General features: G+C 65.1%; 25 protein-coding genes. 17 read left to right on the forward strand and 8 right to left on the reverse strand.

What is annotated here, in order from left to right; translation table 11 throughout:
• Positions 1 to 12: 12 nt before the first annotated feature.
• The 3 genes from NED97_RS05320 to ribH all read right to left on the reverse strand — a co-directional run bounded on the left by NED97_RS05320 (position 13) and on the right by ribH (position 2,454).
• Positions 13 to 762: an HNH endonuclease gene (locus tag NED97_RS05320; protein WP_252489684.1), complete on the reverse strand. Its 750-nt coding sequence runs from the start codon at positions 760 to 762 to the stop codon at positions 13 to 15.
• Positions 763 to 886: 124 nt separating this feature from the next.
• On the reverse strand, positions 887 to 2,035 hold the full coding sequence (locus tag NED97_RS05325; RefSeq protein ID WP_252489685.1) for a pyridoxal phosphate-dependent aminotransferase: 1,149 nt from the start codon (positions 2,033 to 2,035) through the stop codon (positions 887 to 889).
• The gene (gene ribH / locus NED97_RS05330) at positions 2,032 to 2,454 is read right to left on the reverse strand and encodes a 6,7-dimethyl-8-ribityllumazine synthase (protein WP_252489686.1); all 423 of its coding nucleotides are present in this window, start codon (positions 2,452 to 2,454) and stop codon (positions 2,032 to 2,034) included. The genes NED97_RS05325 and ribH overlap by 4 nt, the downstream gene beginning before the upstream one ends.
• A 249-nt stretch (positions 2,455 to 2,703) precedes the next feature.
• On the opposite strand from ribH, the gene NED97_RS05335 reads away from it, so the two are divergent.
• The 17 genes from NED97_RS05335 (at position 2,704) to NED97_RS05415 (ending at position 20,364) form a co-directional block, all read left to right on the forward strand.
• Entirely contained in the window at positions 2,704 to 3,867 is a 1,164-nt protein-coding gene (locus tag NED97_RS05335; RefSeq protein ID WP_252489687.1) for a 5-(carboxyamino)imidazole ribonucleotide synthase, read from the forward strand.
• 15 nt (positions 3,868 to 3,882) lie between these two features.
• The gene (purE, locus tag NED97_RS05340; RefSeq protein WP_252489688.1) at positions 3,883 to 4,515 is read left to right on the forward strand and encodes a 5-(carboxyamino)imidazole ribonucleotide mutase; all 633 of its coding nucleotides are present in this window, start codon (positions 3,883 to 3,885) and stop codon (positions 4,513 to 4,515) included.
• Positions 4,516 to 4,840: 325 nt separating this feature from the next.
• The gene (locus NED97_RS05345) at positions 4,841 to 5,254 is read left to right on the forward strand and encodes an NADH-quinone oxidoreductase subunit A (protein ID WP_252489689.1); all 414 of its coding nucleotides are present in this window, start codon (positions 4,841 to 4,843) and stop codon (positions 5,252 to 5,254) included.
• Positions 5,251 to 5,958, forward strand: a complete 708-nt coding sequence (locus tag NED97_RS05350; RefSeq protein WP_252489690.1) for an NADH-quinone oxidoreductase subunit B — start codon at positions 5,251 to 5,253, stop codon at positions 5,956 to 5,958. Before NED97_RS05345 ends, NED97_RS05350 begins: the two co-directional genes overlap by 4 nt.
• Positions 5,955 to 7,613: an NADH-quinone oxidoreductase subunit D gene (locus tag NED97_RS05355; protein WP_252489691.1), complete on the forward strand. Its 1,659-nt coding sequence runs from the start codon at positions 5,955 to 5,957 to the stop codon at positions 7,611 to 7,613. The genes NED97_RS05350 and NED97_RS05355 overlap by 4 nt, the downstream gene beginning before the upstream one ends.
• Positions 7,610 to 8,692: a complex I subunit 1/NuoH family protein gene (locus tag NED97_RS05360; protein ID WP_252489692.1), complete on the forward strand. Its 1,083-nt coding sequence runs from the start codon at positions 7,610 to 7,612 to the stop codon at positions 8,690 to 8,692. Before NED97_RS05355 ends, NED97_RS05360 begins: the two co-directional genes overlap by 4 nt.
• Entirely contained in the window at positions 8,689 to 9,150 is a 462-nt protein-coding gene (locus tag NED97_RS05365) for a NuoI/complex I 23 kDa subunit family protein (protein WP_252489693.1), read from the forward strand. The genes NED97_RS05360 and NED97_RS05365 overlap by 4 nt, the downstream gene beginning before the upstream one ends.
• A 41-nt stretch (positions 9,151 to 9,191) precedes the next feature.
• The gene (locus NED97_RS05370) at positions 9,192 to 9,464 is read left to right on the forward strand and encodes an NADH-quinone oxidoreductase subunit J (protein WP_252489694.1); all 273 of its coding nucleotides are present in this window, start codon (positions 9,192 to 9,194) and stop codon (positions 9,462 to 9,464) included.
• A complete protein-coding gene (locus NED97_RS05375; RefSeq protein ID WP_252489695.1) occupies positions 9,461 to 9,931 on the forward strand; it encodes a hypothetical protein in 471 nt (156 codons plus the stop codon). Before NED97_RS05370 ends, NED97_RS05375 begins: the two co-directional genes overlap by 4 nt.
• Complete coding sequence (gene nuoK / locus NED97_RS05380) at positions 9,928 to 10,233, forward strand: NADH-quinone oxidoreductase subunit NuoK (RefSeq protein WP_252489696.1); 306 nt, start codon at positions 9,928 to 9,930, stop codon at positions 10,231 to 10,233. The genes NED97_RS05375 and nuoK overlap by 4 nt, the downstream gene beginning before the upstream one ends.
• 1 nt (position 10,234) lies before the next feature.
• Positions 10,235 to 12,277, forward strand: coding sequence for an NADH-quinone oxidoreductase subunit L (gene nuoL, locus NED97_RS05385; protein ID WP_252489697.1), 2,043 nt, complete (start codon positions 10,235 to 10,237; stop codon positions 12,275 to 12,277).
• Positions 12,274 to 13,803, forward strand: coding sequence for a complex I subunit 4 family protein (locus NED97_RS05390; protein WP_252489698.1), 1,530 nt, complete (start codon positions 12,274 to 12,276; stop codon positions 13,801 to 13,803). The genes nuoL and NED97_RS05390 overlap by 4 nt, the downstream gene beginning before the upstream one ends.
• Positions 13,803 to 15,317: an NADH-quinone oxidoreductase subunit N gene (locus NED97_RS05395; RefSeq protein WP_252489699.1), complete on the forward strand. Its 1,515-nt coding sequence runs from the start codon at positions 13,803 to 13,805 to the stop codon at positions 15,315 to 15,317. The genes NED97_RS05390 and NED97_RS05395 overlap by 1 nt, the downstream gene beginning before the upstream one ends.
• A 128-nt stretch (positions 15,318 to 15,445) precedes the next feature.
• Positions 15,446 to 16,936 (forward strand): DHH family phosphoesterase, encoded by a 1,491-nt coding sequence (locus tag NED97_RS05400; RefSeq protein ID WP_252489700.1) that lies wholly within the window; start codon positions 15,446 to 15,448, stop codon positions 16,934 to 16,936.
• A gap of 66 nt (positions 16,937 to 17,002) precedes the next feature.
• A complete protein-coding gene (locus tag NED97_RS05405) occupies positions 17,003 to 17,809 on the forward strand; it encodes a CBS domain-containing protein (protein ID WP_252489701.1) in 807 nt (268 codons plus the stop codon).
• Between the two features lie 70 nt (positions 17,810 to 17,879).
• The gene (locus NED97_RS05410) at positions 17,880 to 18,617 is read left to right on the forward strand and encodes an NAD(P)-binding oxidoreductase (RefSeq protein WP_252489702.1); all 738 of its coding nucleotides are present in this window, start codon (positions 17,880 to 17,882) and stop codon (positions 18,615 to 18,617) included.
• Positions 18,618 to 18,663: 46 nt separating this feature from the next.
• Positions 18,664 to 20,364 carry an acyl-CoA mutase large subunit family protein gene (locus NED97_RS05415; RefSeq protein WP_252489703.1) on the forward strand — a complete coding sequence of 567 codons (1,701 nt, stop codon included), beginning with the start codon at positions 18,664 to 18,666 and terminating at the stop codon, positions 20,362 to 20,364.
• A 77-nt stretch (positions 20,365 to 20,441) separates the two neighbouring features.
• Here NED97_RS05415 and arsN2 read toward each other — a convergent pair whose 3' ends face one another.
• From arsN2 to NED97_RS05440, 5 genes are all read right to left on the reverse strand, one after another.
• A complete protein-coding gene (gene arsN2 / locus NED97_RS05420) occupies positions 20,442 to 20,888 on the reverse strand; it encodes an arsenic resistance N-acetyltransferase ArsN2 (protein WP_252489704.1) in 447 nt (148 codons plus the stop codon).
• Between the two features lie 65 nt (positions 20,889 to 20,953).
• Positions 20,954 to 21,241: a DUF7520 family protein gene (locus tag NED97_RS05425; protein WP_252489705.1), complete on the reverse strand. Its 288-nt coding sequence runs from the start codon at positions 21,239 to 21,241 to the stop codon at positions 20,954 to 20,956.
• 232 nt (positions 21,242 to 21,473) lie between these two features.
• A complete protein-coding gene (locus tag NED97_RS05430; RefSeq protein ID WP_252489706.1) occupies positions 21,474 to 21,725 on the reverse strand; it encodes a DUF6684 family protein in 252 nt (83 codons plus the stop codon).
• On the reverse strand, positions 21,722 to 22,123 hold the full coding sequence (locus NED97_RS05435) for a DUF7541 family protein (protein WP_252489707.1): 402 nt from the start codon (positions 22,121 to 22,123) through the stop codon (positions 21,722 to 21,724). Before NED97_RS05435 ends, NED97_RS05430 begins: the two co-directional genes overlap by 4 nt.
• A 490-nt stretch (positions 22,124 to 22,613) precedes the next feature.
• Positions 22,614 to 23,678, reverse strand: a complete 1,065-nt coding sequence (locus tag NED97_RS05440; protein WP_252489708.1) for a polyprenyl synthetase family protein — start codon at positions 23,676 to 23,678, stop codon at positions 22,614 to 22,616.
• Between the last annotated feature and the right edge of the window lie 82 nt (positions 23,679 to 23,760).

The following is a 23,760-nucleotide window of genomic DNA, read 5'->3' on the forward strand; positions in this document are numbered from 1 at the left end:
CGCACAATAGTGTTACTTTTCGTGACGAGCCGTTACTGATATCGCTCCCGCTTCTGCACGCCGGTGACAGCTCCAACAGAGCGTAACAACGTTGTCAATCGTGTGCGCGTCTTCGACCCGATCGAACGACCGAACCGGCCGAATATGGTGGACGTCTGGGTTCCGATCGAGTTCCTCGGCGTCCGTTCCGCAATGCCGGCACTCGTACCCGTCTCGCTCGAGCGCTCGCCGCCGGATCCGCCACCATCGTTGACCGTATTCGATCGGTCCGCCTTCCCACTGATGGTGGTCCAGACCGACGACGTTCTCGGAGAGCCATTCGCCGTAGCACTCGAGCGTGCAGAACACGCCGCGCTTTCGCTTCTCGATGCGAGCGGGACGAACCTCGAGGTCGGTACCGCACGATCGACACGCAACCGTGAGCCGCTCTCCCGTCTCAGCGGGGTTCTCCGGAAGCAAGCCGTCTGCCGCCGTAACGCACTCCGAACAGTAGGTACCCTGTTTGTTGGACGGGTAAAACGAGAAGGTCGTTCCACAGGATTCGCACGACGCGACTTCGATCGCATCCTTCCAGTTCCCGTTGTGTTCTCCCGCGTTCGGGTTACAGTTCTCGCAGAACGATCGGCGAGCCTTCGGATCGTAGAAGTCGGTCTGGCAACCGCTGCAGGTCCGGTTCGGGAGCGGCGCTCCGTGAACCTTTGTGTGGTGTTGTCGCATTCCCTGCTTAGTTCGGAGCGATTTGTCGCACGTGGGGCAGTCCATCGCCCGGTTTCGCCCCGCTATCGCATATCAAATCGCGGTCGCTACGCGCTCGAGAGAACGGTGAGACGGTTCGAGTCGACTCCGACTCGAGCCTCGCCTCGAGAAACGGAACTCGCTCCGGAGCCTACAGGTAGCCTTCGTCGGCCAGCCGCTCGATCCCCTCGCGGAGTCGCTCCTCGCTCGCCGCGTAGGAGATGCGAGCGTAGCCGGGCGTCCCGAACGCGCTGCCGGGAACCGTCGCAACGTGGGCGTCCTCGAGCGCGCCCTCACACCATTCCTGATCGTCGTCGTCGACGGGCAGCATCATGTAGAACGCGCCCTCCGGGACGGCGACGTCGACCCCGTGATCCTCGAGCAGGTCGACGACCAGGTCGCGGCGCTCGCTGAACGCCTGGACCATCTGGTCGACGGCGGTGTCGGTGTTCTCGAGCGCCTCGATGCCGGCGTGCTGGACGAAATTGACGGCCGACGAAACGGAGTGGCTGTGGAGCTTGCCGGCCTGGTCGATCAGTTCCTCGGGGCCGGCGAAGTAGCCCAGCCGCCAGCCGGTCATCGAGTACGCCTTCGAGAAGCCGTTGACCGTGATCGTCCGGTCGGCCATCCCCTCGAGCGTGCCCAGACTCGTCGGTTCGACGCCGTACGTGATCTCCTTGTAGATCTCGTCGGAGATGACGGTCACGTCGTGTTCGACGGCGAGGTCGCGGACGCCCTCGAGCGCCTCGTCGGAGTAGACGGCGCCCGTCGGGTTCGACGGGGAGTTGACGATCAGCAGGTCGGTCTCGTCGGAGACCGCAGCCTCGAGGTCGTCGAGCGCGGGCTCGAGCTGGAAGTCGGAGTCGGAGAGATCGACGCGCGTGAGGTCGCCGCCGGCCATCTTGACCATCGCCTCGTAGGAGACCCACGCGGGATCCAAGAGAACCACTTCGTCGCCGTCCTGGACGAGCGAACTGACGATCTCGTACAGCGCTTGCTTCGCGCCGGGCGTGACGATGATCTCGTCCGTGCTGTGATCGAGACCGTCGTCGGCCAGCTTGTCGGCGATCGCCTCGCGCAGTTCGATGATGCCGGCGGAGGTCGTGTAGCCGGTGTGGCCGGCGTCCATCGCGTCCTTCCCAGCCTGAACGACGTTCTCGGGCGTCGGGAAGTCGGGTTCGCCGACGGAAAGGTCGACGACGTCGACGCCGTCGTTCTCGAGTTCGGTCGCGAGCGCGGAGATGGCAAGCGTTGCGGACGGTTCGACTCGGGTTACGCGGTCGGTGAATTCCATCGTCATTGTTGTGAATCGGGATCCGGAAGTTCGGCGACGAGATCGAGCGCGCCGTCGACGGCCGTCGCCGCGTTTTCGACGCGTTCGCGCGCTTCGGCGGCGGACATGCCGGGGCCCGTCACGCCGAGCGTCACGGGAGTGTCACGCTCGAGACTGACGTCGGAGAGCCGCTGTGCGGCGGCGTCGGTGATCACCTGATCGTGGTTGGTGTCGCCCGTGATGACCGTGCCGATGACGGCCACCGCGTCGACGTCCTCGAGGCGAGCGAGCCGGTCGGCCGCGAGCGGCGCGTCGTACGCGCCGGGGACGTGGACCGTCTCGTACACCTCGGCGCCGGCGTCGCTGGCGGCCTCGAGGGCGACGTCTTCCATCTGCTCGGTGATCGATCGGTTGAACTCCGCAACCACCAGTCCGAGCGCGGTCATACGCGAGCCGTGGTCTGGGTGAGTAAAAGAGGTACCGTTCTCACGTGACCGATCCGGTAGCTGATTCCGGTCGTGCTGCGATCGATCGTAGCCGGATACGACACGTGGGCACCGAGATCACCACGAAAGCCCCTGACTTTCGTAGTGTTCTCGATTGTGCTCAAATTCAAACCACCGGTTCCAGATAGTGAGCACGATCGTGACGTAAAGTGAGAACCCTTAAACGAGCCCGAGGCGAACGAGCGCGCAATGACGACGTTGCAGACGCCAGGACCGACGCTCGGCGTAGTCGGCGGAGGACAGCTGGGACGGATGGTCGCCGAGGCGGCGGCGCCGCTCGGTGTCGAGATAGTCGTGCTCGACCCGACGCCGGACTGCCCGGCCGCACCCGTCGCTCGCGACCAGATAGTCGCGGACTTCGACGACGAGGCCGGCATTCGAGAACTCGCCGCGCGGGCCGACGCGCTCACCTTCGAGATCGAACTGGCCGACCAGGACGTCCTCGAGCGCGTCAGTGAGGACTCGGGGACGCCGGTTCACCCCGATCCGTCGACGCTCCAGACGATCCACGACAAACTCGTCCAGAAGCGGGCGCTCGAGGACGCCGGCGTCCCGGTACCGCCGTTCCGTGCGGTCGAGGACGCCGACGACGTCCGGGAGGCGATCGACGACTACGGCGCGCCGGTGATGCTCAAGGCTCGCACCGGCGGCTACGACGGGCGCGGGAATGTCCCCGTCGAGTCGGTCGACGACGCCGAGGACGCCCTCGAGTCGGTCGCCGGCCCCGCGATGGTCGAATCGTTCGTCGACTTCGAGCGCGAGGTGTCGGTGATCGCGGTGAAGGGCTACGGCGAGACTGCCACGTTTCCGATCGGCGAGAACGTCCACGAGGACGAGATCCTGCGGGAGACGATCGTTCCCGCGGGCTCGAGCGAGGCCGTCGAAGAACGTGCACGGGGGGTCGCGAGCGACGTGCTCGAGGTGATGAACGGCCGCGGAGTCTACGGCATCGAACTCTTCGAAACGCCGGGCGGTGACGTACTGCTCAACGAGATCGCGCCGCGGCCGCACAACTCCGGCCACTGGACGATCGAGGGCGCACACAGCTCCCAGTTCGAACAGCACGTTCGAGCGGTTCTGGGGTGGCCGCTCGCCTCGACGGAACTCCGCTCGCCGACCGTGTCGGTGAACCTGCTCGGCGACGTCGAGGAGACCCAGAAGGCAGCGCTCCGGGATATCGACCGAATCCTCGAGACGCCCGCCGCCCACCTCCACTGGTACGGAAAGCGGCAGGTGCGCCCCTTGCGGAAGATGGGGCACGTCACGCTGTCGGCCCGCGACGGTGAGACGACCGACGAACTGCTCGAGGCCGCCCGCGATCTTGAGCGGTCCGTCACGTTCACGTCGGAGTGAGATCGACTGACTACTATGAGTGACAGCGTGTCAGACCTGATCGACCGATTGCACCGCGAGGCCGAGCAGGACCGACCCGACGCGGAGACCCCCGACGTGGGCATCGTGATGGGCAGCGACTCGGATCTCGAGACCATGTCCACCGGCGGCCGTCGCCCCGGCGCCTACGACGCGTTCGTCGACGAACTCGGTTTCGAGGAACAGACCGAGTACGAGAATCCGCCCGAATCCCGGTTCACCTTCGAGACCTACGTCACCTCGGCCCACCGGACGCCGGACCTGATGACGGCGTACGCCGAGACGGCGGAGGAGCGCGGACTCGAGGTGATTATCGCCGGCGCCGGCGGCAAGTCCGCGGACCTGCCGAACATGACGGCCTCGATCGCCTACCCGCTCCCGGTGATCGGCGTCCCCGTCCAGGAGAAGTCCGTCGACAGCGTCATCGGGATGCCGACCGGCGCGCCGCTGGTCGCCGTCGACGCGGGCAAGTCGTTCAACGCGGCGCTCTCCGCGGCCCAGATCCTCGCCCGACAGCACGAGGCCGTCCGAGAGCGACTCCTCGAGTACCACGAGGGGCTGCAGGAGGAAGTCGGCCGGGTCTCTCGAGCGCTCCACGACGAGGGAACGCCGTCGTTCTCGAGCGAGTGAGAGTCGGGGATGCGGACCGGTCATCTCGTGTACAGCGATGATTCGAACGGTGAACGGTCTTCGAATCGTGAACGGTCACGCGAGCGATCGGTGGTCGGCCGTCAACGGGCTGTATCCCGATTCCTGCCGTCCGTTCGCCGGATTCTGACCGGAGCGTAACTGAACGGTAACCCGTTCTTTACGGACAGATCGGCCAGCGATAGCCGTCCGAGATCATTCGACCAGGATCTACGGCTACGAAAACGGACGCTGATGCTCCTATCGGCCGAAACTCGAAGAATCAACCCTTATATGGATGCGGTTTGAACCACCGAACGTTACGGAGATGAATGATTGGATCGCTATCGGAGCGCTCGCGCTCGTGGGATTGTTGATACCGCTCGGGATGATGGCGGTATCGTACCTCCTGCGTCCGAGCGTCCCCGAAACGAGCAAACGTGCCACCTACGAGAGTGGCGAAGTTCCGACCGGCGGAACGCGCATCCGGTTCAATATCCAGTACTACATGGTTGCGCTTCTGTTCCTCGTCTTCGACATCGAGACCGTCCTGCTGTTTCCGTGGGCGGTCGTCTACCAGGATGCGCTCGCCGCGGAGGAGTACGGCCTGATCCACGCGCTCGGGCCGATGCTGCTGTTCGTCGCAATCCTGCTGGTCGGACTCGCCTGGGCGTGGCGCAACGGTGCAGTAGAGTGGGCCCAGACGCCGCGGCAGGTCGACGCCGGAGCTGATCGACCATGAGTAGTGACAAACCACGGCAAGATATCTACGAGAGTACAGCCCCGTCGACCGGTACCCGGGAATCGCGGATGGGTGCCGGCCCCGACGACCGTTTCAACTCGAAACTTCGCGAGGCGTTCGGCTCGTCGCCGTTCATTCTCACGAAGTTCGACAAGTTCATGAACTGGGTGCGGGGGAACTCGATGTTCATGCTGCAGTTCGGGATCGCCTGCTGCAGCATCGAGATGATCCACACCTACGCGATCAAACACGACCTGGACCGCTTCGGCGCGGGCGTCCCGCGCGCGTCGCCGCGACAGGCTGACGTGATGATCGTTCCCGGAACGATCGTTTCGAAGTTCGGACCCCGAATGAAGCGCGTCTACGACCAGATGCCCGAACCGAAGTTCGTCGTCGGGATGGGATCGTGTACGATCTCCGGCGGCCCGTTCCAGGAAGGGTACAACGTCGTCAAGGGCGCCGAGGAGATCATCCCGATCGACATCCACGTCCCCGGCTGCCCGCCGCGACCGGAGGCGCTCATCTACGGCGTCGCCAAACTGCAAGAGCGGATCCGAAACGGCGAGACCTCTCCCGTCGTGGTCAAACCCTACGAACTCGAGCAGTTCGGCGACCTCCCGAAGGACGAACTCGTGCAGAAACTCGCGAACGACATCGACGAGGACGACCTCGTCATGCGCTACAACTGGGCTGATTCACCATGAGCACGGGACTCGAAGAACAGGTTCCACGGACCGAGGTCACGGAGGACGAACTCGAGGCGCTGATCGGCGATCGAGCGCTCAGACGCGACGATCACCTCAACGCGCCCGGCTTCGTTATTCGGCCGGACGACGTTCAGGACGTCCTCTTCGACCTGCGAGACCGGGCGGGGTTCGACCACCTCTCCTGTCTCACCGCACAGCAGTACGAGGACCGCTACGAGTCGATCTACCACCTGAAGAAGTACAAGGACCCGACCCAGGAGGTGTCGATCGTCGTCCCGACGTCGACCGCCGACCCGGTTAGCCAGACGGCAGAGCCGGTGTTCCGGACGGCCGACTGGCACGAGCGCGAGGCGTTCGACCTGGTCGGCATCGACTACGAGGGCCACCCCGATCCGCGGCGGATTCTCCTGCCCGAGACGTGGCAGGGCCACCCGCTCTCGCTCGACTACGACCAGGAGAAACCCCAGATCGTCACGCTCTCGGAGCACGCTAACCCGATCCAGCCCGACCACCACGACGAGGAGTCGGACACGATGTTCCTGAACGTCGGGCCGCACCACCCGGCGACCCACGGCGTGCTCCACGTCAAGACCGTCCTCGACGGTGAGACGGTCGTCGACGTCGATCCCGACATCGGCTACCTCCACCGCTGCGAGGAGCAGATGTGCCAGCAGGGCACTTACCGCCACCAGATCATGCCCTACCCGGACCGCTGGGACTACGTTTCGGCGGGGCTGCTGAACGAGTGGGCCTACGCCCGCGCGGCCGAGGACCTCGCGGACATCGAGGTCCCGGAGTACGCCCAGATCGTCCGGACGATGGGCGCCGAACTGTGTCGGATCGCCTCCCACATGCTCGCACTCGGGACGTTCTGTCTCGACGTCTACGGCGACTTCACCGCGGTCTTCCAGTACGCGTTCCGGGACCGCGAGGTCGTCCAGGACATCCTCGAGGACCTGACGGGCCAGCGGCTGATGTTCAACTACTTCCGGCTCGGCGGGGTCGCCTGGGACCTGCCCGAACCCCGCGAGGAGTTCATCGAGAAGACGCGGGACTTCCTCGACGAACTGCCGGCGAAGATCGACGAGTACAACGACCTCGTCACCGGCAACGAGATCTTCCAGGTGCGCTGTACGGACACGGGCGTACTCGAGCCGGAAGTCGCCAAATCCTACGGCTGTACGGGACCGGTCGCCCGCGCCTCGGGCGTCGACTACGACCTCCGCCGGGACGACCCCTACGGCTACTACGAGAACCTGGAGTGGGACGTCGTCACCCGAGACGGCTGCGACAACTACGCTCGCGTGCTCTGTCGGATGCAGGAAGTCGAGGAGTCCGCGAAGATCATCGAGCAGTGTCTCGACCTGCTCGAGGAGTGGCCCGAGGACGAGCGAACCGTCCAGGCCAACGTTCCGCGGACGCTCAAACCGGACGCCGACACGGAAGTCTACCGCGCCGTCGAAGGGGCGAAGGGCGAACTCGGGATTTACATTCGCTCGGACGGCACCGACAAACCCGGCCGGTTCAAGATCCGCAGTCCGTGTTACCACAACCTCTCGGCGCTCGAGGTGATGAGCGAGGGTGAGTACATCCCCGACCTGATCGCCTCGCTCGGTAGCCTCGACATCGTGCTCGGAGAGGTGGATCGATGATCGAGGTGCCACTGCAGACCAGCGACACCGTCTTGCTCCCCGAGCGGATCGGCGAGCTAACCGGGCTGGATCAGTTCGGTATGGCCGGCGAACTGCTCGCGACGTTTCTCGCCGCGTTCGTCGTCGGAAACCTGATGCTGGCGATGACCGGCGTCGCCGGCCCGTGGGCGAAACGGAAGATCACCGCCGCGTTCACGGACCGAATCGCGGTCAACCGACTCGGGCCGGCCGGCCTGCTGATCATCGTCGCCGACTCGGTTCGACTGCTCTCCAAGGAGATCATCATCCCCGAGAACGCCGACCGACCGGCCTACGACCTCGCGCCGATCGTCGTCGCGTCGTCGGCGCTGCTCGGCTTCGCCGTTATCCCCATGGGCAGCGGAATCCACCTCGCCGATCCCGAGGTCGGCCTGGCGTTCGTCTTCGCCGTCGCCGGCATCGCGAGTATCGGCCTGGTGATGGCCGGCTACGCCTCCGCGAACAAGTACTCGATGCTCGGCGGGCTGCGGGCGGTCGCACAGAACATCGCCTACGAGATTCCGCTCGTCATCACGGGGATGTCGGTCGTCATCTTCGCCGGCTCCCTGCGGATGAGCGAGATCGTCGCCGTACAGAACCAGACGCTCGTCGACCTCGGACTCGTGACGATCCCGGCGTGGTTCGCGATCGTCAACCCGTTCGCGTTCGTGCTGTTCCTGCTGGCGAACTTCGCGGAGGTCGGCCGGAACCCCTTCGACACGCCCGAGGCGCCGACCGAGATCATCGCGGGCTACCAGACCGAGTACTCGAGCGTCTACTTCGTGTTGATCTACCTCGGCGAGTTCCTGCACATTTTCCTCGGCGGGGCGATCATCGCGACGATCTTCCTCGGCGGCCCGGCCGGCCCGGGTCCGGCGGAGATCGGCATCGTCTGGTTCCTCGTCAAGATCTGGGGCGTATTCTTGCTGACCCAGTGGCTCCGCTCGGCGGTGCCCCGGGTCCGCATCGATCAGCTGATCGAGATCGGCTGGAAGGGACTGCTCGTCCTCGCGTTCGCGAACCTCATCCTGACCGCAGTAATCGTGGGGGTAATAGCATGATCGGACTACTCAAATCGATGGCAACGACGATGAAACACGCGCTGGACGGCTCGACGTTCACCGTCGAGTACCCCGAAACCGCTCCGGACGTCTCCCCGCGGTTCCGGGGCGTCCACAAGTTCAGCCAGGAGCGGTGTATCTGGTGTCGCCAGTGCGAGAACGTCTGTCCGAACGACACGATCCAGATCGTGATGGACGACCAGCGAAACGGCGAGCAGTACAACCTCCACATCGGACAGTGCATCTACTGTCGACTCTGCGAGGAGGTCTGTCCCGTCGACGCGATCCTGCTCACCCAGAACTTCGAGTTCACGGGCGACACCAAACACGACCTGGTGTACAACAAGGAGCAGCTGAAGGCGGTACCGTGGTACAAGGACATCGACCCGCTCGAGTCGCGCGAACCCGACCGGGGCGCGTGGATCGGCGAGGGTGAGGGAGAGGTCGATTACCAGTAACCGGGTCGCCCGTCCCCGAGAACGGGCAGTTTAACACAACAATGACATACGAGCTGATCGCGTTCGCGCTGTTTGCGTTCGTCACGCTCACCAGTGCGCTCGGCGTCGTGCTCCTGGCCGACCCGTGGCACTCGGCGCTGATGCTTGGCGTAACGCTGGTCAGCGTCGCGGTTTACTACGTGATGCTGGCGGCCGAGTTCGTCGCCATGATGCAGATTCTCGTCTACGTGGGCGGGGTCCTCATCCTCATCACGTTCGCCGTGATGCTCACCCAGCGCGACGAAACCGAGACGAGCGAGGTGGCACAGACATGACGACCGGTCCGAAACTCCGACTCGGCGAATCACTGCTTCCCGGCGTGCTCGCCGTCGCGCTCTTCGGCGTGATGGCCCTGGTCGTGCTGAACACGTCCTTTACGACAGCGATGGCCGACGCCGGCTATCCGGAGGGGATTTCGATCACCTCCGAGATCGGCTACGCGATGCTCGATCTCGCCGCCCTGCAGTCGACCGAGGGGAACGTCGCCAACACCGAACCGTTCCTCGCCGCGTTCCTCCTGATCGCGGTCGTGCTCGACGCCGCACTCGACGCCTCGCTCGTGCTCGCAAAGCGCGAGACGGAAGGGGAACCGGTCGCGGCTCTCTCGAGCGTCTCCAGCCCGAGCAACACCGACCGCAGTCAGGTGGCCTCGACGGACGGCGGCCTCAGGGACGAGGCCGGAACGGACACCGTCCGCGAGGACGCCGACGGCGGAACGGAGACGGGAGGTGAGGACCGATGAGCGTCGCCATCGAGTACTACGTGCTGCTGTCGATGGCGCTGTTCTGCATCGGCCTCTTCGGGGTTCTGACGCGCCGAAACGCACTGATGTTCCTGATGTCCGTCGAGATCATGCTGAACGCGGCGAACATCAACCTGATCGCGTTCGCGTTCTACCACGGCAACCTCACGGGGCAGGTCTTCGCGCTGTTCACGATGGCGCTGGCCGCCGCCGAGGTCGCCGTCGGACTCGGGATCATCCTGGTGCTGTACCGCAACTTCCGTGACGTCGACGTCACGGTACCGACGACGATGAGGTGGTAAGATGGAAGGGCTATTCGACTACGCTCCGGCGATCGCGTTGTTCCCGCTTGCGGCGTTCGTCATCGCCCTCACCTTCGGCAACTATCTGCCGAAGAAGGGGGCGATCCCGGGTATCGTCGCGACGGGCGGCTCGCTGCTGCTCTCGCTTACGATGCTCGCGGCCGTCGCAGGTGGTGAGGAAGGATACTATCACGAGACGCTGTACACGTGGGCGGCCGGTGACGCCGCCAGCGAGGTCGGCCCCGAAGGGATCGAGTTCACGTTCGGGATCCTGATCGATCCGCTCGCGGCGCTGATGCTGGTGATCGTCTCGCTGATCGCGTTCCTCGTCCACATCTTCAGTCTCGGCTACATGAACGACGAGGGTGAGACCGGGCTGCCGCGGTACTACGCCGGTCTCGGACTCTTCACCTTCAGCATGCTCGCGTTCGTCTACGCGGACAACCTGCTGATGGCGTTCATGTTCTTCGAACTGGTAGGTCTGTGTTCGTTCCTGCTGATCGGCTTCTGGTTCCGCACCCGCTCGGCCCCGTCGGCCGCGAAGAAGGCGTTCCTGGTCACCCGCTTCGGAGACTACTTCTTCCTGATCGGGGTCATCGCCATCGCGGCGACGTTCGGAACGCTCCAGTTCGCGGGTAACGACTCGTTCGTCGCGGCCGCCGAAGCCGCCATCGACGGCAACGAGCAGCTGTTCGGCTTCGGTGCCGAGACCTGGGTGACGATCACCGCGCTGCTGGTACTGGGCGGCGTCATCGGCAAGTCCGCGCAGTTCCCGCTGCACACGTGGCTCCCCGACGCCATGGAGGGGCCGACCACCGTCTCCGCGCTCATTCACGCGGCGACGATGGTCGCGGCCGGGGTCTACCTGGTCGCCCGGATGTTCGGCTACTACGCACTCAGTCCGACGGCACTCGCGATCATCGCGTTCGTCGGCGGCTTCACGGCCCTGTTCGCGGCGACGATGGGCTGTGTCAAAGACGACGTCAAGCAGGTGCTGGCGTACTCGACGATCAGTCAGTACGGCTACATGATGCTCGGACTGGGCGTCGGCGGCTACGTCGCCGGGGTCTTCCACCTCATGAACCACGCCTTCTTCAAGGCGCTGCTGTTCCTCGGCGCCGGTGCCGTCATCATCCTGATGCACCACGAGCAGAACATGTGGAAGATGGGCGGTCTCAAGGATAAGGCGCCCGTCACCTACTACACGTTCCTCGCCGGTGCGCTCGCGCTCGCGGGGATCGTCCCGTTCTCGGGCTTCTGGTCGAAAGACGAAGTCCTCTACGACGCCCTGATCGTCGGGCTCGAGCAGCCGCTGATTCTCGCGGCCTACGCGATGGGGCTCGTCGCCGTCTTCTTCACCGGCTTCTACACCTTCCGGATGGTATTCCTGACCTTCCACGGTGAACCTCGAACGGAGACGGCCGAGGATCCGCACTCGGTCGGGTGGTCGATCAAGGTGCCCCTCCTCGTCCTCGGCGTCCTCGCGACGGCGGCCGGCCTCGCGAACCTCGCCCCGATCGCCAAGCTCACCGGAGCCGAGATCACGTTTCTCGAGTTCTGGCTCGACGGCGAGTACGGTGGCCTCGAGGGACTGACCTACCACGACTACCACGAGACGGTTCCGTTCGAGGAGGGGTACGTCGGATCCGATACGGCCACCATGCTGCTCGGCGCGGCGCTCTCGCTCGGACTGGCGCTCGCCGGGGCGTTCGCGGCACACACGCTCTACAACGTCCCCGAGCCCGTGCGCCACACCGAGAAGCTCGGCGGCGCCTACGACGTCCTGCGAAGCAACTACTACCAGGACGAGTATCAGGTCTGGCTCGCCGAGGGACTGACGCTGCCGCTGGCTCGAGCGGCCGACCGCTTCGACCAGACCGTCATCGACGGCTCGGTCAACGGCGTCTCGACGGCCAGTCTGTTCGGCAGCGATCGAGTCAAGCGGATCCAGACGGGTATCGTAACCAACTACGCGGCGTTACTGGTGACCGGGTTCATCGTCTTGCTGATCGTGCTCGGGATCCTCGGAGGGTGGTTCGTATGATAATCGAAGCGCTAATCGCGGTCGCACTGGTGGGCGCGCTGGTGACGGTCATCGCGCCGAATCGTATCGCTGGCAAACTGGCGTTCGCCATCAGTCTGATCCCCGCGGCGCTCAGCCTGTGGATGTTCACGGCGTTCGACGGCAGCGGGAACGCCTTACTCGACGGCGAACTCGCCTTCGAGTCCCGTACGGAGTGGATCCAGCTCGGCGACTACGCGATCTCGTGGTTCGTCGGACTCGACGGGATCAGTCTCCCGCTGGTCGTTCTGACGACGGTGCTCACGACGCTCGCGATCATGAGTTCGTGGACGCCGATCGACGAGCGCGAGTCGCAGTTCTACGGCCTTCTGCTGTTCATCGAGGCGAACCTGATCGGCGTCTTCACGGCGCTCGATTTCTTCGTCTGGTTCATCTTCTGGGAGGCCGTTCTGATCCCGATGTACCTGCTGATCGGCGTCTGGGGCGGCCCGCGCCGGAAGTACGCGGCGATCAAGTTCTTCGTCTACACGAACGTGGCGTCGCTGCTGATGTTCGGTGCGTTCATCACGCTCGTGTTCGGTCTCGGCGACGCCGTCACGAGCTTCGCGCTGCCCGAAATCGCGACGGCGATGACCGAGGGCGGCCCGGAAGGCTTCGTGGGCCTCGGCGGCTCGACGCTCGCCTCGCTCGTGTTCGTCGCGATGTTCATCGGGTTCGCGGTGAAGGTTCCCGTGGTTCCGTTCCACACCTGGCTGCCCGACGCTCACGTCGAGGCGCCGACGCCGGCGTCGGTGCTACTGGCGGGCGTCCTGCTGAAGATGGGGACCTACGCCCTGCTCCGGTTCAACTTCACGATGTTCCCGGAGCAGGTCGCGACCTACGCGGTACCGATCGCGGCCATCGCCGTGATCAGCGTCATCTACGGCGCGATGCTCGCGCTCGCCCAGACGGACCTGAAGCGGATCGTCGCCTACTCCTCCGTGTCGTCGATGGGGTACGTCATCCTCGGGCTGATCGCCTACACCCAGTTCGGGGTCGGCGGCGCGACCTTCCAGATGGTCAGCCACGGGCTGATCTCCGGGCTGATGTTCATGGCCGTCGGCGTCATCTACAACGCGACTCACACCCGGATGGTCACGGACATGTCCGGGATGGCGGACCGGATGCCGGTCGCGGTCGGCATCCTCGTCGCCGGCGCGTTCGGCTACATGGGGCTGCCGCTGATGAGCGGCTTCTTCGGCGAGTTCACGATCTTCTTCGGGGCCTTCGGCGCCGAACAGCTCCCGTACTCGCAGGTGTTCACGCCGCTGGCGATGTTCGGAATCGTCGTCGTCGCGGGCTACCTGCTGTTCGCGCTCCAGCGCACCGTCTTCGGACCGTACCACCTGGAAACCGACTACGAAGTGGGCCGCGCGCCGCTGCACGACGTCGCGCCGATGTTCGTGCTGCTGGGCATCATCATCGTCCTCGGCGTGGCGCCCGAACTGATCTTCGAGATGATTACCGACGCAGTCGATCCGATCCTCGAGAACGGAGGTGAACTGTAATGGCGGTGTTCGAACTGCCCGAGTGGACCGCACTCGCGCCGGCGTTGATCCTCGTCGCGACCGCGCTGGTGCTGTTCGCCTTCGACAGCATCAACCCGCGGACGACCAACCGGTCGCTGCTGGCGGGGACGTCGGCGATCGGCTCGCTGACCGCCCTCGGCGTCGCCGTCTGGTTCATGCTGGCCGGCGTCGGCACGCCGTCCGTCGACGGCGGGCGCGGCGTCGTCGAACTGTTCGACGGCCAGTTCGTCGTCGATCAGATGGCGCTGTTCTTCATGATCGTCGTCGCCGTGGTCACCGCGCTCGTCGCGGTGGCGAGCTACGACTACATGGCGGACCACGCCTACCAGGCCGAGTACTACTCGCTGGTTATGCTGGCGGCGACGGGGATGGCCACGATGGCCGCCGCCAACAGTTTGGTAACGATCTTCATCGCGCTCGAGCTGGCCAGCCTTCCGTCCTACGCGCTCGTCTCGATCCTGAAGGACAACCGCGGCAGCGTCGAGGCCGGTCTGAAGTACTTCCTGATCGGCGCGCTGTCGTCGGCGATCTTCGTCTACGGCATCTCGCTGGTCTACGGCGCGACCGGTCACCTGCAACTCGACGCTATCGCCGAGAACCTCGAGGGCGCCGAGGCCTACGGCGGCCTGCTCGGACTCGGCATCCTGATGCTGATCGGCGGCTTCGCGTTCAAGACCGCGAGCGTTCCGTTCCACTTCTGGGCACCCGAGGCCTACGAGGGCGCGCCGGCGCCGATCTCGGCGTTCCTCTCCTCGGCCTCGAAGGCCGCCGGCTTCGTGATCGCGTTCCGCGTGTTCACGACGGCGTTCCCGATCGAGGCGACGACCGCCGTGATCGGCATCGACTGGTCGCTCGCGTTCGTCATCCTCGCGATCGTCACGATGACGCTCGGCAACTTCGCCGCGGCGACCCAGGACAACGTCAAGCGGATGCTCGCGTACTCGTCGATCGGTCACGCGGGCTACGCGCTGATCGGACTCGCCGGGCTCTCCGCCGACGGCGGCGAACTCGTGATGGGCGCGGCGATGATGCACCTGCTGGTCTACGGCTTCATGAACACGGGTGCGTTCCTGTTCGTCGCGCTCGCGGAGTACTGGGGCGTCGGCCGAACGTTCGAGGACTACAACGGGCTCGCGAAACAGGCCCCGGTGGCCTGTTTTGCACTCGGGATCTTCATGTTCAGTCTCGCCGGCATTCCGCCGCTGGGCGGCTTCTTCAGCAAGTACTTCCTGTTCGTCGGCGCGATCGAAGCCGGAATGCTCGTCGTCGCCGCGGCGCTGGTCGTCAACAGCGCGCTCTCGCTGTACTACTACTCGCGGCTGGTGAAGGCAGTCTGGATCGAAGAGCCCGTCGCCGAGCGCGACACGCTCGCACAGCCGACGGGACTGTACGCGGCGATCGTCTTTGCAGCCGTCCTGACCGTCATCGCACTCCCGGTCTTCGGACCGATCGCGGACGCCGCCCTCGAGGCGGCGACCGTGGTCGTGAATTGAGACGGTCGAGCGGACCGGGTTCGGATTTTCGACCGCTCGTTCGGTGAACAGCCGTCGACGAGCGACGCCGGCCGTACGGACCGACCAAGCCGGTAGTTTTTACCCGTCGGGGTTGCAAGCCGCGGTATATGGTTTTCCGGCTCGTACTCGGGTGCGGAACCGTCGGTCGGCAGATCGCCGAGCAGCTTCCCGAGTACGACGGACGATTGCTGGTCATCACGGAGAACGAGAACAACGTCGAGACGCTTCGCGACGAGAGCATCCCGGCTCGCCACGCCGATCCGACGGATCTCGCGGTACTCGAGAGCGTCGAGACGCCGGACGTCATCCTCGTCGCCAGTGACCGAACCGACCGCAACCGTCTCGTGCTCGAGCGCGCCCGAACGCGGTTCCCGGCCGCGTCGATCGTCGCGTATCTCGGCGGAAACCCGTCGCCGGGCGACCGCGAGGCGTTCGACGAACTCGCGGATCACGTCGTCGACGCCGAGCAGGCGATGGTCGACGGCGTCCTCGCGGAGACGACGAGTCCGGCGGCCGAGTCCGCGATCGAACTGCGACGGCACCTGCTCGGGATCGACGGCCGGCTCGCGGTCGTGATGCACGACAACCCCGATCCCGACGCCATCGCGAGCGCCGTCGCCCTGGCCGACATCGCGGCTTCGGTGGGCGTCTCGGCGGACGCCTGCTACTTCGGCGACATCTCACACCAGGAGAACCGGGCGATGGTCAACCTGCTCGAACTCGACTTGCGCAATCTCGACCCCGGCGACTCGCTCTCGGAGTACGCGGCGTTCGCGCTGGTCGATCACTCTCGGCCGGGGGTCAACGACCAGCTACCCGACGACCTCCGCGTCGATATCGTCATCGACCACCACCCGCCGCGCGGGCCGGTGGCGAGCGCCTACGTCGATCTGCGCGAGCGGGCGGGCGCGACCAGTACCGTTCTCACCGAGTACGCCGAGCAGTTCGAGACGTTCGATCGGGCGACCTCGACGGCGTTGCTCTACGGCATCCGGGTCGACACGAACGAGTTCAGGCGGGAGCTCTCGGCGGCCGACTTCGAGGCCGCGTCGACGCTCTGGCCGCACGTCGACACGGACGTGCTCCGGCAGATCGAGCAGCCGTCGCTCGAGGGTGACACCCTGGAGACGATCGCACGGGCGATCAAGAACCGGGAACAGCGCGGCTCGGTCGCGGTCGCGAGCGTCGGCCAGATTGGCGACCGCGACGCCCTCCCGCAGGCGGCCGACCGCCTGCTCACGATGGAGGGCGTCGGGACGACGCTCGTCTTCGGCTTCATGGACGAGATGGTGTTCGTCTCCGCCCGCTCGCGGTCGAACGACGTCGATCTCGGCGAGACGCTGCGGGACGCCTTCGACCAGATCGGCAGCGCGGGCGGTCACGCCGACATGGCGGGCGCACAGCTCGAGATCGGCATTCTCGCCAGCGCGGACGACGAGGAGGAGGTCGAATCGATCGTCAGCGTCGTCGAGGAGGTGATCACGAACCGGTTCTTCGAGGCGATCGAGACGCAACCGGGGACGCCGGTCGGCACCTACGTCCGAACCAGCGAGTGGCTGTTCACGCCGGACAGTGTCGGTTCCGGCGAGTCCACCTGAACACGGCCGACAGCGAACGCCAGCGCGGCGACAGCGCTTTTGCACTGGGGTCCCGTGTGGCTCCGTATGGAGATTGCGTCGGACAGGAGCAAACCCCAGGTCGAGGACTACATGACCCGCGACGTGGTGACGGTCTCGCCGGACACGACGGTCGGCAAAGTCGCGAGCCGAATCGCGGAGAGCGACAACCACAGCGGGTTCCCGGTCTGTGAGCGTCGCCGCGTAGAGGGGTTCATCAGCGCCCGCGATCTTCTGGTGGCAGAGGAGGACGACCCGATCTTCAAGGTGATGACGACGGATCTGCTCGTCGCACATCCGGAGATGAAGGTGACCGATGCGGCCCGGGTCATCCTGCGATCCGGCATTCAGAAACTTCCCGTCGTCGACGACGCGGGAAACCTCGTCGGCATCATCTCGAACGCCGACGTGATCCGGAGCCAGATCGAACGCGCCACGCCCGAGAAGGTCGGGAAACTCGTCCGCACGCTCGAGCAGATCCACGACATCGAACTGCGCCAGGAGCGACGGACGGTCCCGCTCGGCGATCTCACGCCGACCCAAGGACGGGTGTACGCCGACGAACTCGAGGGGCGGCGCTACGAACTCGAGCACGGACTGGCCGAACCGCTGGTCGTGATCGACAACGGTGGGGCGCTGTTGCTGGCCGACGGCCACCACCGGGTGCTCGCGGCCGACCGACTGTCGATCGACGAGATGGACGCGTACGTGATCGTCATCGATCACCCGATCGATCTCGGGATGGCCCGAACGGCGGCAAAGGAGGGGCTGGAGTCGATCGACGACATCGAGGTCGTCGACTACGCGCGCCACCCGCTGGTCCAGACGACGAAGCGGCTCCAGTCCGAGGACTGACGCGACGCGAGATACTCCGTCCGGCTGACCACTGGTGAGGGTTTTCTACCTCGGGCGAGTACCCCGTTCGATGACCGATGAGACTTCAGACCGCGTCCTCGTTGCGGGCGCAAGCGGCGACACGGGGACCGAACTGTTAGCCGTGTTGCGACCGACGGATCTTCTCGTTCGCGCGGCGACGCGGTCCTACGCGAACGTCGAACAACTCGAGCGGCTCGGCGCCGACGAGGTCGTCGTGGCCGACTTCTTCGAACCGGCCGACGCGGTCACGGCCGTCGAGGACTGTGATATCGTCTACTGCGCGCTCGGGACGCCGCCGAGCTACCGCCACACCCTCGGTGGAAAGCTGGTCGACCGAACCGGCGTCAGCAACCTGCTGACGGCGGCGGTGAGCGAGGATATTGCTCACTTCGTCCACCTGAGCGCGATCGGCGTCGGAAGCTCTAAGGCCGGTCTTCCGCTCCCGGCCAGACTGCTCATCCGGGGATCGTTGCGGGCCAAGCGGGACGCCGAGACCGCGATCCGTCGGTCGGGGATCGACTACACGATCCTCAGACCCGGCAAACTCACGAACGAACCGCCGAACGGCGGGGTCGTCGTCGGCGAGGGTGGCAAATCCGTCTCGGGGTCGATTTCTCGAGCCGACGCGGCGCGGGTTATGGCTGCGGCCCCGTTCACGCCGGACGCACGCAACCACACGTTCGAGATCGTGAACCGCGGCGGGCTCTCCGGATCGCCGAAGCGGACGGTCGACGTCGACTGGGCGTTCGATCGAATCAACGCCGATCCGGACCGGATGCGTCTGTAGGCTCGCACCCGGAATCCTTAATGGATCGTCCGGCAAAAATTACGTCATGTACGACGATGAGGATCTCGAGTCCATTCGCCAGGCAACCGAGAAGTGGGAGGACGAGACGCTCGAGCCGACGCTAGACGCACACGGCGAACGCCAGGACCGGTTCGCGACCGTTTCGAACCTCGAGGTGGACCGGCTCTACACGCCCGAGGACGTCGCCGATCTGGACTACCTCGAGGATCTCGGCTTCCCGGGCGAGGAGCCCTACACTCGCGGCCCGTATCCGACGATGTATCGCGGGCGCACGTGGACGATGCGCCAGTTCGCCGGCTTCGGAACGGCCGAAGAAACCAACGAGCGGTTTCACTACCTGATCGACCAGGGCCAGACCGGGCTCTCGACGGCGTTCGACATGCCGACGCTGATGGGGCTGGACTCGGACGATCCGATGAGCGAGGGCGAGATCGGGAAGGAGGGCGTCGCGGTCGACACCCTCCGGGACATGGAGATCCTCTTCGACGGGATCGACCTCGAGAAGATCTCGACGAGTTTCACGATCAACCCCTCCGCGCCGGTGATCTACGCGATGTACATCGCGCTGGCCGACCAGCAGGGCGTCTCGCGAGAGAACGTCCGTGGAACCCTCCAGAACGACATGTTCAAGGAGTTCATCGCGCAGAAGGAGTGGGTGATCCCGCCCGAGCCCTCCCTGGATCTGGTGACCGACACGATCGAGTTCTCGACCGAGCAGACGCCGAAGTTCCACCCGGTCTCGATCTCGGGCTATCACATCCGCGAAGCGGGGTCGACGGCCGTCCAGGAACTCGCCTTCACGCTCGCCGACGGCTTCGGCTACGTCGAGGACGCGATCGAGCGCGGTCTCGACGTCGACGAGTTCGCGCCTCGGCTCTCCTTTTTCTTCAACTGCCACAACTCCTTTTTCGAGGAGATCGCGAAGTACCGCGCGGCGCGACGAATCTACGCCCGCGTGATGGACGAGTGGTACGACGCCGAGAAGGCCGAATCCAAACGGCTCAAGTTCCACACCCAGACGGCGGGCCAGTCGCTGACGGCCCAGCAGCCGCTGAACAACGTCGCTCGCGTGACGATCCAGGCCCTGGCCGGCGTTCTCGGGGGCACGCAGTCGCTGCACACCAACAGCTTCGACGAGGCGCTCGCGCTGCCGGGCGAGAAGGCCGTTCGCGTCGCGCTGCGAACCCAGCAGATCATCGCCGATGAGTCAGGTGCCGCGGACATCGTCGATCCGCTGGGCGGGAGCTTCGCCGTCGAATCCCTCACCAACGAGACCGAGGAGCGCGCGATGCGCTACATCGAGGAGATCCGCGACAAGGGCGACGGCTCGGTTCGCGACGGGATCCTCCAGGGGATCGAGGAGGGCTACTTCCTTCGGGAGATTCAGGAGGCCTCCTACGAGTACCAGGAACGGGTCGAACGCGGCGAAGAGGTCGTCGTCGGCGTCAACGAGTACACGATCGAGGAGGACACCAGCCCCGACATCCTCCAGGTCGACGAGACCACGACCGAGCGACAGCTCGGGCGCCTCGAGGACGTCAAGGCCGAACGCGACGACGCCGAGGTCGCGGCGACGCTCGAGGAACTCCAGGAGGCCGTCGACCGCGGCGAGAACACGATGCCGTACATCATCGACGCGGTGAAGGCCTACGCGACGATGGGCGAGATCATGCAGGTGTTCGAAGCCGAACACGGCGCCTACAGCGAACAGATCGGACTCGCCTGAGACGCCGGCCCGTCTGACCGACGCGGAGCGCCTCGAGGGGAAGCGAGGACGTGCCGATTACGCGGGCGAGGTCCGGACTACAGGGATTTCTTCATACAGGCGGCCGTCGCGGGGCAGAGCTCCTCGAACTCGGTGGTTTGCCGGATAGCGGCGGGAGCGTCGGTCCGTTTGATCGCCGCGTATCCGTGGGTAGCGAAGAACTCGGGAGCGGTCGTCGTGAGCAGGTAAAGCGTCTCGACGCCGCCGGCTCGAGCTTCCGCCTCCAGCGCGTCACACATCGTCGCTCCGAATCCCTTCCCCCGTTCCGATCGTTCGACGACGACCGATCGGAGGAGCCCGTCGGTTCCGTAAATTTCGACACCCCCGATACCGACCCGGTCGTCGTCGCCGTCGTACCCGACGTAGAACCGCTCGGGCTTCGTCCGCACGTCCGCCGACGGTAAGCCGTTCTCCTCCAGCAGGGTTTCAACGTAAGAGAGCGCGGTATCGTCGGCTCGCTGGAGCGTGAGGGGCGATCCGCTCATGTTCTCCACGACGATTCGCCGCGGCTAATACCTTCTCCCGGGGCGTGTACGAGATCCGTGCCGGTTCACTCGAGCGCGTGCTCGTCGAACCGGGACACGCCCCTCACGACGAACAGAAGGGTCGCCAGAAAGGTGCCGACGGACACGCCGCCGTAGAGGGCGAAGGTCGCCGGCGAGACGACGAACGTGATTCCGAGGACGGTAACCTCTTCGAGGCCGCTCTGGACGGGAAGCGCGTAGCCGAGGAGCGCCCCGAAGACGGCCGTCGCGAGGACGAGCGCGAGGCCGAGGGTGAGCACGATGCGCCGCCCCTCGAGCGTTCGACCGGCGTTTCGGTCGGCGTCGGTCGTCACGGTCGACGGTTCGCCGACGTGCTATAGACTTTTGTCGGTTTCTCGCGTCTACTCGGGTATGGAGGAAAAGGAACTGTTCGGCATGCTGCTCGTCGGGATCGCCCTCATGATGGCGCTGGCCGGATTTGTCCTCATCGTCAACTGATACTGTCGACCGGAAGCCGTTTTCGAGACAACCGCAAGACGGTTCGCGGTTGTCCCGGTAACCCGTTGCGGCCGACAGTGTGTGGCGTCACTGCGACTCCGGCGTCTCGCCCCGCGTGTGCTCGTCGCCCTCGATTACGCGCGCCGCGATGTAGGTCGCGAGCGTGAGTCCCCCGGCCATCGACAGCAGGATGGCGAACTGGATTCCCGATCGGAGGGGGTCGAATCCCCACGGGTTGAACGCGGCGAAGATCGCGACGAAGAAGAGCAGTATCGCTAACGGGATCAGGTTGACTGCGAGGTCGAGCGCGACTTCGGCGTCGAATGCGCTTCTGCTCATGGTTGATCCGTGTGTCGGGCGTTTCGGTACCGCAAGACGATCGCGCCGACGATCGTGACGCCGCCGGCGACGGCGATCGCGACGCCGCGGGTTACGAGGCCGAACAGTTGCTCGCTGCCGGCGACGGTCACGAGTTCGGTTCCAACGGCGTACAGCAGCGAACCCAGCGCGACGAAGACGAGCCCCAGACCGATCGCGAGCGGCCACGGACTCGAGACGTGTCCCGATTCGGCGACGAAGCCGGTGACGCTCGCCACGAAGAGCACGATTCCGACGACTGCAATCGGAAAGAGATCGACGAACACCCCGAGCTCGGAGAGAACGAGTCCGACGGCGACGAGGACGGGCCAGGGACTCGAGGTGGTCGCCCCGTCGGTAGCCGCCGAGTGGTCGGCCATACCGGGCCTACGATCTCCAGGATGTAGTACCTAATCCTACTCGTCTGACAGAACGACAGTCGTAGAGTTGGATCAGTCACTCTCCGAACGCACGAGGTCCCTGTAACCGTTAGTAACAGCCGCTCGGTCTCGAGACTAATTCGGGGTGGATTATCCGTCGCGTGCAGCGTGTACACTGCGCGGAACTGTTATACTCGTATATTGGTCACACTGACTGTGGTCTCGAGAGAGAATCGTGTGATCTCGATTGCAATCTTCGTACTCGTCCCCCTCTCACTTCTCGTGTTGAACAGACTCGGGCGGCGGTACGACCTTCCGCTGTGGGCGGGTTCAGCAGTTCTTCTCAGTACCGGTGTACTCCTTCCGCAATTGTCTCTCCGGCAGACGGCCCGAAATGTGAGCCACACCGAGTGATAGCTGAACTTCCGCTATCACGTTCTCTCCGCTCTGTGAAGGGGCGTTAGGTCCGGTGAAGCCTACTCGACTTCTGTCAGACGTCCCGGTCGATGACGAACTCCGTGAACTCGTCGAGTTTGCGCGTGGTCTCCGGATCGAAGTCGAGGCCGTCGATCTCTCCCCGGGCCTCGGCGGCCAGTTCGAGCGCGCGTTCGCGGGCGTAGTCGATGCTGTCGGCCTCCTCGAGGATCGAGAGCGCCTCCAGGATCTCCTCGTCGGTGTTCTCGTCGTCCTCGAGGATCTCCTGGAGTCGGTGGGACGTCTCCGGGTCGGTCTCGTCGATGGCGTGGATCACGAGTAGCGTCTTCTTTCCCTCGCGGACGTCGTTACCGAACTCCTTGCCGAACTCGCCGGCGCGGCCGAGCGAATTCTCGACGTCCAGGATGTCGTCGCCGATCTGGAAGGCGACCGCGGTCAGTTCGGCGTAGCTGGCGACGGCCTCCTCGACGTCTGCCGGCTGGTCGGTGATGATCGCCGCCAGTCGCGCGACGATCCGTCCCAGACAGCCGGTCTTGCACGCGCACATCTCGAGGTACTGCTCGGGCGTGACCCGAACCTCGCGTTCGTTGTGCCAGCAGATGTCCATCCCCTGGCCGAGGTGGGTCCGGTTGAGTTCGTCCATCAGCATCTCGTAGGCGGCCAGCCGTCGGTCCGCCGGGAGATCGGCGTGGTCCCGGGTCAGGATCTTCAGCGGCAGGAAGTACATCGCGTTGCCGGCGTTCAGCGCGACGTCCTCGTCGAAGACGTGGTGCAGCGCCGGCCCCCCGCGGCGCATCGAGGCTTCGTCCTCGACGTCGTCGACGATGATCGTCCCGTTGTGCAGAATCTCCGGAATACAGGCGTACTGCAGGTAGTCGGCCGGCTCCTCTCCGAAGGCGTCGACGAAGACCAGAAAGAGTACCGCGCGCCAGCGTTTCCCGCCCCTGTCGAGCAGTTCCCAGAGGGGGTCCGCCAGCGCTCGCTGGATCCCCGCCGAGTCGTACTCGTAGGTCGGCTCGCCGAAGAACCCCTCGAGGTAGTCGGGGTCGACCTCGCGCGGAACGAGATCGGCGATCGCCTCGTCGATAGCCGGCCGCCACTCGGCAAGCGTCTCCCGCATACCACCCTCGAGTGGGAGCGGGGTAAAAAAGATTCAGTTATTCCTGTCTCTTCCGGGATCGCGAACCTCGCCCGATCGCTCG

Source organism: Natronococcus sp. CG52 (genome assembly GCF_023913515.1).
In the GTDB taxonomy this organism is placed as follows: domain Archaea; phylum Halobacteriota; class Halobacteria; order Halobacteriales; family Natrialbaceae; genus Natronococcus; species Natronococcus zhouii.

Bases quoted from the DNA above. Each gene is read 5' to 3' on its own strand.
- NED97_RS05320 (WP_252489684.1), bottom strand. From the start codon at position 762: ATGGACTGCCCCACGTGCGACAAATCGCTCCGAACTAAGCAGGGAATG.
- NED97_RS05325 (WP_252489685.1), bottom strand. From the start codon at position 2,035: ATGACGATGGAATTCACCGACCGCGTAACCCGAGTCGAACCGTCCGCA.
- ribH (WP_252489686.1), bottom strand. From the start codon at position 2,454: ATGACCGCGCTCGGACTGGTGGTTGCGGAGTTCAACCGATCGATCACC.
- NED97_RS05335 (WP_252489687.1), top strand. From the start codon at position 2,704: ATGACGACGTTGCAGACGCCAGGACCGACGCTCGGCGTAGTCGGCGGA.
- purE (WP_252489688.1), top strand. From the start codon at position 3,883: ATGAGTGACAGCGTGTCAGACCTGATCGACCGATTGCACCGCGAGGCC.
- NED97_RS05345 (WP_252489689.1), top strand. From the start codon at position 4,841: ATGAATGATTGGATCGCTATCGGAGCGCTCGCGCTCGTGGGATTGTTG.
- NED97_RS05350 (WP_252489690.1), top strand. From the start codon at position 5,251: ATGAGTAGTGACAAACCACGGCAAGATATCTACGAGAGTACAGCCCCG.
- NED97_RS05355 (WP_252489691.1), top strand. From the start codon at position 5,955: ATGAGCACGGGACTCGAAGAACAGGTTCCACGGACCGAGGTCACGGAG.
- NED97_RS05360 (WP_252489692.1), top strand. From the start codon at position 7,610: ATGATCGAGGTGCCACTGCAGACCAGCGACACCGTCTTGCTCCCCGAG.
- NED97_RS05365 (WP_252489693.1), top strand. From the start codon at position 8,689: ATGATCGGACTACTCAAATCGATGGCAACGACGATGAAACACGCGCTG.
- NED97_RS05370 (WP_252489694.1), top strand. From the start codon at position 9,192: ATGACATACGAGCTGATCGCGTTCGCGCTGTTTGCGTTCGTCACGCTC.
- NED97_RS05375 (WP_252489695.1), top strand. From the start codon at position 9,461: ATGACGACCGGTCCGAAACTCCGACTCGGCGAATCACTGCTTCCCGGC.
- nuoK (WP_252489696.1), top strand. From the start codon at position 9,928: ATGAGCGTCGCCATCGAGTACTACGTGCTGCTGTCGATGGCGCTGTTC.
- nuoL (WP_252489697.1), top strand. From the start codon at position 10,235: ATGGAAGGGCTATTCGACTACGCTCCGGCGATCGCGTTGTTCCCGCTT.
- NED97_RS05390 (WP_252489698.1), top strand. From the start codon at position 12,274: ATGATAATCGAAGCGCTAATCGCGGTCGCACTGGTGGGCGCGCTGGTG.
- NED97_RS05395 (WP_252489699.1), top strand. From the start codon at position 13,803: ATGGCGGTGTTCGAACTGCCCGAGTGGACCGCACTCGCGCCGGCGTTG.
- NED97_RS05400 (WP_252489700.1), top strand. From the start codon at position 15,446: ATGGTTTTCCGGCTCGTACTCGGGTGCGGAACCGTCGGTCGGCAGATC.
- NED97_RS05405 (WP_252489701.1), top strand. From the start codon at position 17,003: ATGGAGATTGCGTCGGACAGGAGCAAACCCCAGGTCGAGGACTACATG.
- NED97_RS05410 (WP_252489702.1), top strand. From the start codon at position 17,880: ATGACCGATGAGACTTCAGACCGCGTCCTCGTTGCGGGCGCAAGCGGC.
- NED97_RS05415 (WP_252489703.1), top strand. From the start codon at position 18,664: ATGTACGACGATGAGGATCTCGAGTCCATTCGCCAGGCAACCGAGAAG.
- arsN2 (WP_252489704.1), bottom strand. From the start codon at position 20,888: ATGAGCGGATCGCCCCTCACGCTCCAGCGAGCCGACGATACCGCGCTC.
- NED97_RS05430 (WP_252489706.1), bottom strand. From the start codon at position 21,725: ATGAGCAGAAGCGCATTCGACGCCGAAGTCGCGCTCGACCTCGCAGTC.
- NED97_RS05435 (WP_252489707.1), bottom strand. From the start codon at position 22,123: ATGGCCGACCACTCGGCGGCTACCGACGGGGCGACCACCTCGAGTCCC.
- NED97_RS05440 (WP_252489708.1), bottom strand. From the start codon at position 23,678: ATGCGGGAGACGCTTGCCGAGTGGCGGCCGGCTATCGACGAGGCGATC.